Source organism: Pontibacter mucosus, assembly GCF_003054055.1.
GTDB lineage: Bacteria > Bacteroidota > Bacteroidia > Cytophagales > Hymenobacteraceae > Pontibacter > Pontibacter mucosus.
In genome coordinates this window covers 51,242-65,513 of the sequence record NZ_QBKI01000016.1, presented here as the reverse complement: position 1 = coordinate 65,513, position 14,272 = coordinate 51,242, and the positions used below count along the sequence as shown (strand labels likewise).

Annotated in this window: 11 protein-coding genes; 5 read left to right on the top strand and 6 right to left on the bottom strand. The window is 54.2% G+C overall.

Annotated features, from left to right (window positions below; translation table 11 throughout):
• Nucleotides 1–12: 12 nt before the first annotated feature.
• From C8N40_RS21915 to C8N40_RS22890, 3 genes are all read right to left on the bottom strand, one after another.
• Entirely contained in the window at nucleotides 13–714 is a 702-nt protein-coding gene (locus C8N40_RS21915; protein WP_108213954.1) for an SIMPL domain-containing protein, read from the bottom strand.
• Between the two features lie 16 nt (nucleotides 715–730).
• Complete coding sequence (locus C8N40_RS21910) at nucleotides 731–1,246, bottom strand: hypothetical protein (RefSeq protein WP_108213953.1); 516 nt, start codon at nucleotides 1,244–1,246, stop codon at nucleotides 731–733.
• A 316-nt stretch (nucleotides 1,247–1,562) separates the two neighbouring features.
• Nucleotides 1,563–1,703: a hypothetical protein gene (locus tag C8N40_RS22890; protein WP_170114184.1), complete on the bottom strand. Its 141-nt coding sequence runs from the start codon at nucleotides 1,701–1,703 to the stop codon at nucleotides 1,563–1,565.
• A gap of 43 nt (nucleotides 1,704–1,746) precedes the next feature.
• Here C8N40_RS22890 and C8N40_RS21900 point away from each other — a divergent pair, with 43 nt between their 5' ends.
• From C8N40_RS21900 to C8N40_RS21890, 3 genes are all read left to right on the top strand, one after another.
• Nucleotides 1,747–5,052: a SusC/RagA family TonB-linked outer membrane protein gene (locus C8N40_RS21900; protein ID WP_211318166.1), complete on the top strand. Its 3,306-nt coding sequence runs from the start codon at nucleotides 1,747–1,749 to the stop codon at nucleotides 5,050–5,052.
• A 34-nt stretch (nucleotides 5,053–5,086) separates the two neighbouring features.
• Complete coding sequence (locus C8N40_RS21895; protein ID WP_108213950.1) at nucleotides 5,087–6,862, top strand: RagB/SusD family nutrient uptake outer membrane protein; 1,776 nt, start codon at nucleotides 5,087–5,089, stop codon at nucleotides 6,860–6,862.
• A 93-nt stretch (nucleotides 6,863–6,955) separates the two neighbouring features.
• On the top strand, nucleotides 6,956–7,816 hold the full coding sequence (locus tag C8N40_RS21890; protein WP_108213949.1) for an endonuclease/exonuclease/phosphatase family protein: 861 nt from the start codon (nucleotides 6,956–6,958) through the stop codon (nucleotides 7,814–7,816).
• A 223-nt stretch (nucleotides 7,817–8,039) separates the two neighbouring features.
• Here the strand turns inward: C8N40_RS21890 and C8N40_RS23505 are convergent, their stop codons facing one another.
• From C8N40_RS23505 to C8N40_RS21875, 3 genes are all read right to left on the bottom strand, one after another.
• On the bottom strand, nucleotides 8,040–8,234 hold the full coding sequence (locus C8N40_RS23505; RefSeq protein ID WP_425440669.1) for a hypothetical protein: 195 nt from the start codon (nucleotides 8,232–8,234) through the stop codon (nucleotides 8,040–8,042).
• 975 nt (nucleotides 8,235–9,209) lie between these two features.
• Nucleotides 9,210–10,568: a dihydrolipoamide acetyltransferase family protein gene (locus tag C8N40_RS21880; protein ID WP_108213948.1), complete on the bottom strand. Its 1,359-nt coding sequence runs from the start codon at nucleotides 10,566–10,568 to the stop codon at nucleotides 9,210–9,212.
• Between the two features lie 126 nt (nucleotides 10,569–10,694).
• Nucleotides 10,695–11,954 carry a competence/damage-inducible protein A gene (locus C8N40_RS21875; protein WP_108213947.1) on the bottom strand — a complete coding sequence of 420 codons (1,260 nt, stop codon included), beginning with the start codon at nucleotides 11,952–11,954 and terminating at the stop codon, nucleotides 10,695–10,697.
• 147 nt (nucleotides 11,955–12,101) lie between these two features.
• On the opposite strand from C8N40_RS21875, the gene C8N40_RS21870 reads away from it, so the two are divergent.
• Both C8N40_RS21870 and C8N40_RS21865 read left to right on the top strand, forming a co-directional pair.
• Nucleotides 12,102–12,824 (top strand): DUF4197 domain-containing protein, encoded by a 723-nt coding sequence (locus C8N40_RS21870; RefSeq protein ID WP_108213946.1) that lies wholly within the window; start codon nucleotides 12,102–12,104, stop codon nucleotides 12,822–12,824.
• Nucleotides 12,825–12,977: 153 nt separating this feature from the next.
• The gene (locus tag C8N40_RS21865; protein WP_108213945.1) at nucleotides 12,978–14,258 is read left to right on the top strand and encodes an erythromycin esterase family protein; all 1,281 of its coding nucleotides are present in this window, start codon (nucleotides 12,978–12,980) and stop codon (nucleotides 14,256–14,258) included.
• The last annotated feature ends 14 nt before the right edge of the window (nucleotides 14,259–14,272 follow it).

The following is a 14,272-nucleotide window of genomic DNA, read 5'->3' as shown; positions in this document are numbered from 1 at the left end:
TGTGCGGGGAATTTACCTGAGCTCAAACACAACCTTTACCACAGCTGATAGCGGTATGGTTTGCGGGAACTCCAGCAGGTTTTGATCACTGTAGCCAACTGCCTCCACTTCTTGCAGCACAGCACCACTATAGTTACGGAAAGCTGGGTCAGTATCTTCCGTATCGGCTACTTTAACAATGCGTTTTATACTTCTATCAGAGGCTTTTGCCAGCACAGCGGCCTTTCCCTTGGCCACCTCCACCGCTCTTTCCAACACTTCAGTCTGGTGCTGTTTTAGCTTAGTGGAGGTAAAATGGCTGTTGAAGTTTACGAACCCATCCCGAATCAGCCTGGCCTGAACTTCAGACAGCTTATCGACGGAGGGGAGGGTGAAATTGACCGTTTGCCTGCCAGCAAAGTATGATACGGCACCACGTTCGTAGAATCTGTGCTGCCTATTTAGGGAAAAAAGCGAGTAGGAGATGTCAGCGGCGGGTAACTGAAGCTCTTGCAGCAGCTTTACCAGCTTTTCCTCCTGTACCCGGTGCTTCTGGTAGACTTTCTCTATACTTGTCGAGTCCGTGGATTCGAGCACAACCGTGAATTTTACCTGATCAGCGGGGACGTCTATGCTTGCCTCGCCCAGAACCACGATGCGGTTTTCGGGAGAAGTTTTCTGCGCCTGTGCTATAAGGCAGCACAATAGAAAAAGTAGGGTGATACTCAGTCTCATAGTTTATGCCTATACTTTACAGCTTGGAGCTGTCCACCACCTTCCAGCTGATCTTGCCGTTGTTGACCTCATACTTGAGCAGCATGTAGCCGCCGATGTGGCCGTCCTCATAGTAAGCCATCGCGTAGCGGTCGTTCAGGATGCGGGTATCGCGGATGGCCATGGTGCCGCCCAGTACTCCCTCGGTAGGTATAAGTTGGCCCTGCTTGCGGTTTAGGTCGTTCATCAGGTCGGTTTCCGGGTTTTTCAGGCCTTTTCGTTTTAAGCGCTGAATGTCGCTCTGGCTCAGGCTGCCCAGCTCATCCACAAAGGCGGCTCCTCCCGGCGGCACCAGGTTCATGGTGTCGGGTGGCAGCACCATCTCCTCCAACGAGTCTACGGCCTCGGTCTGCTCTTCCAGCTCCTGGTCTATCTTGGCTACCTGGTTGTCGGCAATGGCCAGGCGGCTCTCGGCCTCGTTCTTCTGCCAGTAAAAGTATAGCGCCAAAAACAGGAATAAGGCGGCCAGAAGCCAGGGTAAGATACTTCTCATAGTTTTATCGGTTTGTCTGAATAAACATATCGTTTTGCTAATTTATACTTTCGGCGCCGCAAAAAGTGCAGATTAGGCGGAAAATATTCTAACCTTGCCTCTGACAGTATAAGGTTACCGTTGCTCCTGCCCTGGGTTTTAAAGTATGGCTGCCCCAACTGCCCTGCCGGAAACGGCACCTGGGCCGGTAGCCGGCGCTTACCCTCACCTCCGCTAGCCCTTCTGAAAAGACTGCCGGCCTTCATGATTTTGTAACGTAGCCGCAACATTGGGGTAAAGCCTGTTCTCTTACTTTGCTCCGCTGTCGGAAAAATAATTAAGCCTTGCTCGACTGCAATGGCTGCAACATCGGCACAAATAAATAGGCGCTCTGTCCGGACACCTCCTTAAAGTATAATACCACCTCCATGCGGTAAAACTGCAGCTGTATCAAATCCAGTCTGCAAGGATTCTCCATGTTGTTTTACATCGTCAACTTTTATTTAAGTAACAGCTTGTTTATGAAAGTAGATTTACCAGAAAAAAAGAAACGAGGCGTTCAGCGGCCCTGTCTGCTCCTGCTGGCAGGCCTGCTGGGCCTTGGTCCCGTTTACGGTACGGGCGTCGGAAACGCTTTGCCGGGCGCAGGAAATAAGCCTGCGAACGTTGAGGCAAGACAAAACGGGCCTGTGTCGGGTACGGTGAAGGATGCGGCCGGCACACCGCTCCCGGGGGTGTCCATCTCCCTGAAAGGCAGCTCCGCCGGAACAGTCACGGATGACGACGGGAGGTTCACGATATATACCCAGGGCGTAGCGTCTCCGGTTCTGGTACTATCGTACATCGGCTTTCAGACCCAGGAGCTTGCCTTTGGCAACAGGAGTGTGGTAGAGGTGGTAATGCGGGAAGATGCCAAAGCGCTTTCGGAGGTGGTCGTGGTGGGCTACGGCACGCAGAAAAAGGTAAACCTGACGGGTGCTGTGGACCAGGTAACGGCTGAGGTTTTCGAGAACCGCCCGATCCCAAACCTTTCCCAGGGCCTGCAGGGCGTGTTGCCCAACCTGAACCTGGTGCCCACCGACGGCAAACCGATTCAGTCGCCCACCTTTAATGTGCGCGGCACCACGTCCATTGGCCAGGGAGGCAACGCGCTGGTGCTTATAGATGGTGTGGAGGGCGATCCCAGCCTGCTTAACCCCAACGATGTTGCGAGTATCTCCGTGCTGAAGGACGCTTCGGCGGCAGCCATCTACGGCGCAAGAGGTGCATTCGGGGTCGTGCTCATCACGACCAAGAACCCCTCCAAAGACAAAACAAGCGTTACCTATTCCGGTAATTACTCCGTTAAGTCACCCACCGCTATCCCAGATTTTGTTACCGACGGCTATATTTTCTCCAAATGGTTTAACGAAGGCTGGACCGCCTGGAACGACTACTCGCAGACGCCCCAGAACGTGAACAAGACCGTGAAGTTCTCCCCGGCATACCTGGCCGAACTGGAAAGAAGGTCCGCCGACCCCAGCTTGCCAAAAGTAGAGGTAGGACCGAACGGCGAATATGTTTACTATGCCAACACCGACTGGTTCAAGGAGCTTTACAAGGACAACAACAGTTCGACTGAGCACAATGTGTCCGTGTCAGGAAGCAGCGGCAAGGCCAGTTTCTATGCTACAGGCCGATACTTTGGGCAGGAAGGCCTCTTCCGCTATAATTCCGACGACTATACGATGTATAACTTCAGGGCAAAGGGCTCCCTGGAGCTGTTCCCCTGGCTGCGTGTCGACAATAACACCAACTACTCCAAAATGTCTTACCGCAACCCGCTGAACGTGGGCGAGGGCGGTGGCATCTGGCGTAACATTGCCGACGAAGGGCACACCATGGCACCGATGTTCAACCCCGACGGCACCCTGACCTACTCTGCGGCCTATACAGTGGGTGACTTCTGGTACGGCAAAAACGGTATCGACATGGATGAGCGCGTAATCCGGAACACGACCGGCCTGACAGCTACCCTGCTGGACAATAAGTTCCGCCTGAACGGGAATTTTACCTTCGAGAACAGGGATAACGATGAGACCAGGGTACGCGTGCCGGTTCCTTACAGCCGGATTCCCGGCGTGATTGAGTATGTGGGCACAAACACGAACGACATTCAGCAGACCTACCGGGAGACCAGCTACCTGGCTACCAACCTCTACGGCGAGTATGAAACTACTTTTAGTGACGCGCATTACTTCAAGGCCATGGCGGGCTATAACTACGAGCAATCCACCTTCCAGGCGCTGCAGACGATGCGTAACGGCTTGATATTTGAAGATGCCAGGGATATCAACCTGGCCCTGGGGCAGTCCATTACTACAGGAGGCGGCTGGGAGCGCTGGAACATTGCCGGCGGTTTTTACCGGGTTAACTATGCCTTCAAAGAGCGTTATCTGCTGGAGGCGAGCGGCCGCTACGATGGTTCCTCCAAGTTCCCGAAAGAGGAGCGCTTTGCTTTCTTCCCCTCTTTCTCGGCGGGCTGGCGCATCTCCAACGAGCCTTTCTGGCAAGTATCGCCTAACTTTATCTCAGAGCTGAAGCTAAGGGCGTCGTACGGCTCCCTTGGCAATGGTAACATCAGTTCTTATGCCTTCCAGGAGAAGTTCAACATTTCACAGTCTGGCCGGGTGCTTGGCGGCGTAAGGCCACAGCAGACGAGTCAGCCAAGCGTGATTCCGGCTGGCCTGACCTGGGAGACCTCCACTACCCGCAACATAGGCTTGGACCTGAGCATGCTCTCTAACCGCCTGACCTTTAACGGGGATGCGTACATCCGCAAAACCACGGATATGTTTACAGTAGGTATGTCGCTGCCGGCTGTGTTTGGAACCGCCGTGCCAAAAGGGAACTATGCCGACCTGGAGACGAAGGGATGGGAGCTGTCACTTAACTGGCAGGATCAGATTAGCTTGGCCTCCAAGCCATTTAACTACAACGTGCGCCTGACACTGGCCGACTACACGGCCGAGATCACCAAGTATAACAACCCCGATAAGAAGCTGAGCGATTACTATGCGGGCCAGAAAGTAGGGGAGATTTGGGGATACGTGACGGACGGCTTCTTCACTTCGCAGGAGGAGATAAACAACTCGCCCTCACAGAAGCTTATCAGGGCCTCGACAAGTGGACAGTTGCTGCCGGGGGATATCAAGTTCCGTGACCTCAACAACGACGGGGTGATCAACAACGGGGATAACACCGTAGACAACCCCGGCGACAGGAAAATCATAGGCAACGCCACCCCACGCTATACTTATGGTGTTAACCTGGGCTTCGACTGGAACAACTTTTTCTTCACCTCCTTCTTCCAGGGAGTGGGTAAGCAGGATTGGTACCCGGGCAGAGAGGCCGCCACGTTCTGGGGCCAGTACAACAGGCCTTACAACAAGATGCCTTCCTGGCACCTGGACAACATCTGGTCCGAAGAGAACCCGGATGCCTACCTTCCGCGCTACCGTGGCTATGTGGCCCAGAACGGCTCCGGGGAGCTGGCACAGGAGCAAACCAAATACCTGCAGAACGTGGCCTACATCCGCCTGAAGAATATTCAGCTAGGGTATAATCTGCCGCAGCATCTGATAGAGAAGGTGGGCATGAGCAGTGCGCGTGTGTTTGTTTCAGGCGAAAACCTCTGGTCCTGGTCACCGCTCTATAAACTGACCAAAGACCTGGATGTGGAAAGCATCAGGGGCTCGGACAGGGTGCTAACCAATGGCAGCAGCGGCAACGGCTACAACTACCCAATCCTCAAGAGCGTCACCATGGGGCTTTCGCTTACCTTCTAAACGAAATTATTTCCATTCCTAAGTATAACATCTTATGAAGAAGCAACTTATTTGGCTTGTTCTCTTTAGCGTGATTTTCACTGCCTGTGAGAAGCTGGACCAGGCACCGGTTGACACTGCTACGAAGGATGCCGTGTTCAACAGCGAGCGTGGCCTGGAGCTATATGCCAACTCTTTTTACAACGTGTTACCCAGCGCCAACGATATCCACCGGGGAGACGCGATGGCCGACTATGCCGCCAGAACCCAGGTGCCTGACTTTCTGAGGCAGGGGGCCTTCGGACCGCGGCAAAGTTCTGGCTGGGGCTGGAGTGAACTGCGGAACATCAACTACTTTATTGCTAACAACAACAGTACGAACGTATCGCCGGAGGTGAGAAAGCACTACACCGCCTTGGCCCGGTTTTTCCGTGCCTGGTTCTATTTCGACAAGGTAAAGCGCTTTGGCGATGTGCCCTGGATCAGCAAGCCCATAGATGTGGACGACCCGGCCCTGTTTAACGGGCGCGACCCACGGGCGGTGGTAATGGACTCGGTGCTCGCCGACCTGAACTTCGCCTGCGAAAACATCTCCACCACCCGTGACGATACCAGAAGCCGGATTACCCGCCAGGTTGCCTATGCCTTTAAGTCGAGGGTGGCATTATATGAAGGCACCTTCCGCAAGTATCACACCCAACATGGGCTGGGCGGCACCGCCGACCAGTGGTTGCAGGAAGCCGCCGCTGCGGCTGAGAAAGTGATGAACGAGGGCGGTTTTAGCCTCAGCACAGCCGGCGGGCCTGAACAAGCTTACCGGCAGTTGTTTACCAGTCCGGCTCCGGTAGGATCGGAGGTAATGCTGGCCGCGGTAGTGGACCCCGCCCTGAATGTGTACAACGATGCCAACTGGTGGTGGACCAGCGCCACCTATGGCTCTCGCGTAAGCCTGATCAGAACCTTTGTGAATACCTACCTGAACGAGGACGGAACTCCTTTTACCAGCAAGCCAGGCTATGAGACAATGGTGTTTGCCCAGGAGATGAAAGGAAGAGACAAGCGACTGCAGCAAACCATTCGTTCAGGGGACTACAAGCGCATCAACGGTGGGGCACAGGTACCGGCTCCCCCTGTTTTCTCTTATACTTACACGGGCTACCAACCTATTAAATGGACGCTGGATGATATGTACTATGACGGCGGCAGCAGGAATATCAACTCCATCTCAATCATCCGCTACGCCGAGGTGCTGCTTAACTACGCCGAGGCGAAAGCGGAGTTAGGCACCTTCACCGACCAGGATTGGGCCAAGACGATAGGGGCGCTGCGCCAACGGGCCGGCATAACCGGCGGGCTGTCTACCAAACCTACGGAGGCCGACCCCTACTTAAAGGCGCACTATTTCCCTGAGATAACAGACCCAGCGCTTTTAGAGGTACGCCGGGAAAGAGGCATTGAACTCGTACTGGAAGGGCTGCGCTTCGATGACATTGTCAGGTGGCGAAAGGGAGAACTGATGGAAATGGAGTGGAACGGCTTCTATGTGCCGGCCCTGAACCAGCCGCTCGACCTGAATGAGGACGGAGCCATGGATGTGGTCTTCTACCAGCAGGCAATGCCATCAGACCGTTTGCCGGGCGTTACTTACGTGAATGTGTCTGAGACGATCAGTGGCGGTGTAAACCCGCAGCGCTTGTCGGAAGGAACGCGCGGCGAACTCACCTGGCTCAACAATATCCCCAGGGACTGGGAGGAAAAGCACTACCTTTATCCTATCCCGGAGAGCGACAGGCTCATGAACCCTGCCTTGGGGCAAAATCCCGGATGGTAAGCTTCTGCCCCCTGCTTTGCGGAGCAGGGGCAGAAATTTATACTTGGCTCTAATTAACATTGTACCACTTGAATTTCTAAGATAATTGGCTTTATGAATTTAAAACGTTTATTCCTGCTCTTCTTCTTGGCTGGTTTTGTGTCGCTTGCCCAGGCGCAGCAACTCCGGGTAGCTTCCTATAACATTCGGTTTGATAACCCCCGGGACACTGGAAACCTATGGGTTGACAGAGCCCCTTACGTAGCGGAACTGCTGCGTTTTCACGATTTCGATGTGTTCGGCACCCAGGAAGGGCTAAAGCACCAACTGGACGATATCAGCAAGGCCCTGCCGCAGTACGAGCGGTTCGGAGCCGGGAGGGACGACGGGAAAGACAAGGGGGAGCATTCGGCAATCTTTTTCAAAAAAGACAGGTTCACGGTGCTGGATAAAGGCAACTTCTGGCTTTCGGAAACACCGGATAAGCCTTCCTTAGGCTGGGATGCCACCTGCTGCCACCGCATCACCTCCTGGGTATACTTGCAGGACAAGAAAACCAAGCAGCGCTTTTACTTCTTCAACGCTCATTTCGATCACCAGGGGGTGCAGGCCAGAAACGAGAGCAGCAAGCTCATCCTTCGCAAAATGGAGGAGATAGCCGGAAAGAACCCCGTTATACTTGCCGGTGACTTCAACGGGGATCATGCCAGCGCATGGTACAAGCTGCTCGCCGAATCTAATCTGCTGAAGGACACTTACAGGGAGGTAACGCATCCGTATGCCAACAATGCTTCCTTTAATGGTTTCAAGCAGGATACCAAGCGGGATGAGGTAATTGACCACGTGTTTGTTTCCGACCATTTCAGCGTGAACAAATGGGGGATACTGACGGACACCTACTATGGGAAGTTTCCTTCGGATCACTTCCCGATTCTGGTTGATCTGACTTATGGCAGGAAGGGCGGTAAAAAATAATCCTTCCTGAGATAACACCTGGCTTATTTAAAACAGATGGGGCTGCCTAAAGCGGGCGGCCCTTTTTATTTTTACCTACGGTAGTGGGCATAAATGGAAGATTCTCCATTTATGCAACAGCCGGGGCATGAGAAGGACCTCTTTCCCGCCTGCACCATAGTTACCGGTCTGTCGTGGTTCAGTTGCTGGAACAGGCATAGGCCTCTGCACGAGCAGTGCGGTGTCAGTTTAAGGTGCTATTGATATACCCCTCGCAAGGGGCCTCTTTCTCCAGTATTTTGCACGGGTTTCCTACTACCAGCGAGTTATCCGGAACATCAACATTGACAAAGGCGTTAGGGGCAATCAGCACGTTCGACCCGATACGCACGTTACCAACAATTACGGAGCCCGTCCCAATCCATACATTGTCGCCAATGGTTGGGTAGCCTTTTAACCTGCCCCTGTTCGCCTGCCCAATCGTAACATTGTGCGTGATATTACAGTTTTTGCCTTGCCGTTAATCACTATAGGTCCATAGTGCCCAATGTAAAATCCCTCGCCGATTTGGGTTGAGGAAGGAATTTGAAACCCATACTTATGCGAGTAGCGTGATTTGAGGAAATTGAACAGCAGCCACTTGAAGGAGTTCTTCTTATACTTTGACGCCTTGCGCAGCAAATACATGTACCTGAACCCGGGATTCTGAAGGCCTTTTAGAAGCCCTTTTGTGCCTGATAATCCACCGTAGCGGAAAAGATCTGCTTCTATTATCCTATCCATTATCTTTTGTATGTGGTGAGCACAGCAAGTGATATTGACAGCGGATTAGGCGCAAGTTGAGCCGTCAATCCGTAATCATTGAAAAAGACCAAAAGCAGAAAGAGGGCAGTATGTACTAAGCCCTTTTATACTCGAGTTCTCCCTTGAGCAAAAGCATTGAATGTATAAGTGATATACAGGCTCGGTTTCATAACCTTGGCAGTGAGGGAAACTTCGGCTGGCTGTAAAAATGAATCTACCGTAGGTTTTGAGCGCTAACCTGAGCCTGTTTTGCCTGCCGGCCTTTCCAAAAAAGGCATACAGGACATTCCGTAACTAATATAGAATAATAGTTGTAATAATACAAATATATATAGTATAAATAAAAAAAATATTTGAGCGGGATTAGTAGGATATTACCTGCCACGACGCCTTCTCCGGAAAGGCGGTATCAACATCTCTCAAGCTAAATCGGACGGCACACATATTAATATACTGCCGCTGTTTCAATTTATGTCTTACTCAGGCTGAAACAACTCACACAATCATCTGCTCATAAGAATCGCTGCGTATACTTCCTTTGGTCTTTAAAAAGAGCAGCCTGCCGCGGTAACACGGCAGGCTGCTTTCTATACTTTATACTTTTGTCCGGTTATATCGCCTGATTCACGTCAAACTGCTCCAGGTAGTCGGCCACACGGCGCACGAACATGCCGCCCAGCGAGCCGTCCACCACGCGGTGGTCGTAGGAGTGCGACAGGAACATGAAGTGGCGGATGCCAATCAGGTCGCCCTCCGGTGTCTCGATTACAGCCGGCTTCTTCTTGATAGCGCCCACAGCCAGGATGGCCACCTGTGGCTGCATGATGATCGGCGTGCCCATCACGTTGCCAAAAGAGCCCACGTTGGAGATAGTATAAGTGCCGCCTGCCAGGTCGTCTGGAGTCAGTTTATTCATGCGGCCACGGTTAGCCAGGTCGTTCACCTTTTTGGTCAGGCCGTTCAGGTTCAGCTGGTCAGCGTTTTTGATGTTAGGCACGATCAGGTTACCGCTTGGCAGTGCCACGGCCATGCCGATGTTGATGTCCTTGTGGCGGATGATGTTGCCGCCGTCCACCGAGACGTTGATCATCGGGAAATCCTGGATGGCTTTGGCAATGGCTTGGATAAAGATCGGCGTGAAGGTCAGGTTTTCGCCCTCGCGCTTCTTGTACACGTCCTTCCACTTGTTGCGCCAGTTCACGAGGTTGGTTACGTCGGCTTCCACGAAAGAGGTAACGTGCGGGGAGATGCGCTTGCTTTCCACCATGCGGTCGGCAATCATCTTGCGCATACGGTCCATTTCGATGATCTCGGTGTTTCCGCCTACAGAGGCGGCTGGCTTCACTGCGGCCGGGGCAGGAGTGGCCTGCGGCTGCGCGGCCGGAGCCTGTACCTGCGGTTGGGTCTGTGCGGGAGGAGCCGGTGCTTGGGTAACCGGAGCAGCCGGTGCATTTTTGCGGCTCTCTACGTAGGCCAGTATATCTTTCTTGGACACACGCCCTTCGCTGCCGGTACCTGGTACGTACTCCAGTTCCTCCATCGAGATGCCTTCCTCGCGGGCAATGTTGAGCACCAGCGGAGAGTAGAAACGGCCACTGGCGGGCTTGTCGAGCTTGGCTACGGAAGCGGCAGAAGCAGCGGCAGGCGCAGCCTCCTGTGGAGCGGCAGCCTGTGGCGCAGCCGGAGCTTCGGTAGCAGCAGGTGCGGCAGGAGCAGCGGTATCCTCGCCGTTGGTGGCGATGATGGCGATAGGGGCACCCACAGCCACCACGTCTCCTTCCTTCACCAGAATCTCCTTCAGCACGCCACCTTGCAGGGCTGGTACCTCGGTGTCAACTTTGTCGGTTGCCACTTCCAGCACCGATTCGTCCTGCTCAATGGTATCACCCACGTCTTTGAGCCATTTCAAAACGGTACCTTCCATGATACTCTCGCCCATTTTGGGCATAACCATTTCTACAAGTGCCATATATGTCGTTCTTCGTTGATCGTTTTTAATTCAGGGTTTACACGCAGGCCGGTGAAAAGGAAAGTGAGTACTAACCCCTCCAAGGCCCTGTCGACTTAAAATCCAGACAAAGTTAAATATTTTAGGCTATTCCTCAACCGTTGGCTCCAAACTTTGCCGCAGCAGGTTCAGCACAGCCATGGCAGTATACTCTATATTGAGCAGCCGGCCTTTGTTGTAGTTGAGCAGTTTAGCCACCGTTTTATACTTGTCGGCGTAGGCTATCCAGATGGTGCCCACCGGTTTGTCGGGCGTGCCGCCGTCGGGGCCGGCAATGCCGCTGGTGGCCAGGCCAATGTCAGTGTCGAACTTCAGGCGCACGTTCTCGGCCATGGCGCGCACGGTAGCCTCGCTTACGGCGCCATGCTGTTGCAGGGTTTCAGGTGCCACGTGCAGCTCCTGTATTTTCACCTCGTTGTGATAGGCGATGACGCTGCCGATAAAATAGGCCGAGCTGCCGGCTATACTTGTCAGCTTGTGCGCCAGCAGGCCCCCGGTGCAGCTCTCGGCCGTGGCCACCGTCAGGCCGCGCTCGGTCAGCAGCCGGCCGATGGCTTCCTCCAGCGTCACCTCACCGTAAGCGAAAATATGCTTGCCCAGGATCGCAGGGAGTTTTTTGATCTGCTCCTGCATTTCCTTTTCAAGTATGGCCTCGTCCGTGCCTTGCCCGGTCAGGCGGAGGCGCACACCATTTAGGTTGGGCAGGTAAGCCAGTTTCAGGTGCCCGGGCAGATTCGTTTCCCAGGCCTCCAGGCGTTCCGAAAGCAGCGACTCAGGCAGGCCGATGGTTTGCACAACTTTGTGGAGGATGTGCGGGGTCTTAAAGTATACTTTCAGCTGCGGCAGCACAATGTCAGTCATCATGCGCTTCATCTCAAAGGGCACTCCCGGCATCGACACGAACACCTTCCCGTCCTGCTCAAACCACATGCCCGGTGCCGTGCCCAAGGCGTTGGTTACCGGCGTGCAGCTCTCGGGAAGGTAGGCCTGCTCGCGGTTTATCTCGGTCAACTCCTTGCCGCGGCCGCGAAAAAGCTCGGTCAGGTGGGCCAGCGAGGGTTCGTGCAGCCTCAGCGAAGTATGGAAGTAGTCGGTGAGCACCTGTTTGGTCAGGTCATCTTTAGTGGGGCCCAGGCCGCCGGTCATCAGGATAATATCGGCGCGGGTTTTGGCCTCATCCAGGGCTTGGGTGATATGTTCCGCATTATCCGAAATAGAGGTTATCTGCTTCACCCTCACCCCAATTTTAGCCAGCTCGGCGCCCATCCAGGCAGAGTTGGTGTCCACGATCTGGCCGTACAGGATCTCATCGCCAATCGTGATTATCTCAGTAGTAACTGCTTTCATGTATATTTGTGGTCTGATTTATGTGTAGGCTTTTTAAACCTGATAAAGGTAAAGATGTTGCGGCAGATTGCATACATTGCCGCGCCTATACTTTGCAGGGCCATACTTTATACTTTTCATATAAGAGAAATCATTACAAAACCATACATGAAGAAGCTGATTTATACTTCTGCCCTGGCCGTGGCAATGGGCGCCTCTGCCTGTACCGTGACCGATCTGCAGCGCACCATGGACGGCGTACTGACCGGTACCGGTGTGCCTGTTACCCAAACCGAGGTGGCGGCTGGGCTGAAGCAGGCCCTGGAGGTGGGTATCTCCAACGGCGCCGGCAAGGCCTCCCAGACCGATGGCTTTTATGGCAACTCGCTTATCCGAATTCCCTTTCCGGAGGATGTGAAGCGCGTGGAGAACACCCTGCGCCAGGTTGGGCTTGGTGGCGAAGTGGATAAGTTTATACTTACCCTGAACCGTGGGGCCGAGGACGCGGCCAAAAGCGCGGTGCCTATCTTTGTGAGCGCCATCAAGCAAATGACCATACAGGACGCCTGGGGGATTCTGAAAGGGGAGAAGGATGCCGCCACCAACTACCTCAAGCGCACCACCTCGCAGCAGCTGTACGATTCCTTTAACCCGGTCATGGTTAAATCACTGGAGAAAACGAACGCCACCCGCTACTATACAGACCTGGTGACGCAGTACAACAAGATTCCGTTGGTGCAAAAAGTAAACCCGGACCTGGACGACTACGCTACCCAAAAAGCCATAGACGGCCTGTTCACCCTGGTGGCACAGGAGGAGCTGAAGATCCGGGAAAACCCCGTTGCCCGCACCACAGAGCTGTTGCGCCGGGTGTTTGCCCAGCAGGACTAGCCACTGCCGGTCAGGTTGCACGCTTACTTGCACCCGCTTTGCCACCAGGGCAGGGCGGGTGCTTTATTTTATGGAACATTAAGAGGCAGAGGATAGTACAATAACCAATATTTGATGTAGCGTACTTTATACTTTATACTTCGCGCCACGGCTATGGGACAAAAACCTTTTCACTATACCCCGCTTACAAAGGAGAAAGACCTGGATGTGTTACTGCAGGAAATCGGTGATGCCCGGGTGGTGATGCTGGGGGAGGCCTCGCACGGCACCTCGGAGTACTATACCTGGCGCACAGCCATCTCGCGGCGGTTAATCCAGGACAAGGGCTTTAACTTTATAGCCGTGGAGGGCGACTGGCCGGAGTGCTACGCCGTGAACCGCTTTGTGAAAGGCTACCCCAATGCCGGGAGCAAGATTGCCGATGTGCTGGAAGTATACCGCCGCTGGCCGACCTGGATGTGGGCCAACTGGGAGGTGGCGGCGCTGGTGGAGTGGCTGCGCGAGTATAACAACCAGCGCATGCAGGGCGAGAAGGCCGGCTTTTACGGCCTGGATGTGTACAGCCTCTGGGAGAGCCTGGAGCAGATTGTGCGCTACCTGGAGAACAACAACGGGCAGGCAGCCGAGGCGGCCAGACAGGCCATCAATTGTTTCGAGCCCTTTAACCGCGACCCGCAAACCTATGCCCGCGCCACAGCCTTCGTGCCCACCGACTGTGAGCGGGAGGTGATCGAGATGCTGCAAAAAATACAGCAGCAGCGCAGCTTCGGCCAGGATCCGGAGCAGGACTTCAACACGAAGCAAAATGCGTTGGTGGCCGCCAACGCCGAAAAGTATTACCGGGCCATGATTGGCGGCAGCGCCAGCTCCTGGAACGTGCGCGACAGCCACATGATGGAAACCCTGGATCGCCTGCTCGAATTTCACGGTCCCAATTCCAAAGCCATTGTGTGGGAGCACAACACCCACATCGGCGACGCCCGCTACACGGATATGGTGGATAACGGAATGTTCAACATCGGCCAGCTGGCCCGCGAGAAGTATGGCCGCGCCAACGTGCGCCTGGTGGGTTTTGGCACCTACCAGGGCACCGTGGTGGCCAGCAAAGCCTGGGGGGCGCCCATGCAGAAGATGGATGTGCCGCCTGCCGCAAGTGGCAGTTGGGAGGAGCTGCTGCATAACATCAGCACCGAAGACAAAATCATACTTTCCAAGGACCTGAAGCAGGTGCCCGAGGTGCAGGATTACATCGGCCACCGCGCCATCGGGGTGGTGTACGACCCCAAGTATGAGGCATTCGGAAACTACGTGCCCACCCTCATCCCGGAGCGCTACGATGCCTTTTTATACTTTGAGGAGACAGAGGCCGTGCACCCGCTGCGCATGAAGAGCCGTGGCGCCAAAGAACCCGACCTCTACCCCTGGAACTACTAACAAGCCGCAATTGG

Bases quoted from the DNA above. Each gene is read 5' to 3' on its own strand.
- C8N40_RS21915 (WP_108213954.1), bottom strand. From the start codon at position 714: ATGAGACTGAGTATCACCCTACTTTTTCTATTGTGCTGCCTTATAGCA.
- C8N40_RS21910 (WP_108213953.1), bottom strand. From the start codon at position 1,246: ATGAGAAGTATCTTACCCTGGCTTCTGGCCGCCTTATTCCTGTTTTTG.
- C8N40_RS22890 (WP_170114184.1), bottom strand. From the start codon at position 1,703: ATGGAGAATCCTTGCAGACTGGATTTGATACAGCTGCAGTTTTACCGC.
- C8N40_RS21900 (WP_211318166.1), top strand. From the start codon at position 1,747: ATGAAAGTAGATTTACCAGAAAAAAAGAAACGAGGCGTTCAGCGGCCC.
- C8N40_RS21895 (WP_108213950.1), top strand. From the start codon at position 5,087: ATGAAGAAGCAACTTATTTGGCTTGTTCTCTTTAGCGTGATTTTCACT.
- C8N40_RS21890 (WP_108213949.1), top strand. From the start codon at position 6,956: ATGAATTTAAAACGTTTATTCCTGCTCTTCTTCTTGGCTGGTTTTGTG.
- C8N40_RS21880 (WP_108213948.1), bottom strand. From the start codon at position 10,568: ATGGCACTTGTAGAAATGGTTATGCCCAAAATGGGCGAGAGTATCATG.
- C8N40_RS21875 (WP_108213947.1), bottom strand. From the start codon at position 11,954: ATGAAAGCAGTTACTACTGAGATAATCACGATTGGCGATGAGATCCTG.
- C8N40_RS21870 (WP_108213946.1), top strand. From the start codon at position 12,102: ATGAAGAAGCTGATTTATACTTCTGCCCTGGCCGTGGCAATGGGCGCC.
- C8N40_RS21865 (WP_108213945.1), top strand. From the start codon at position 12,978: ATGGGACAAAAACCTTTTCACTATACCCCGCTTACAAAGGAGAAAGAC.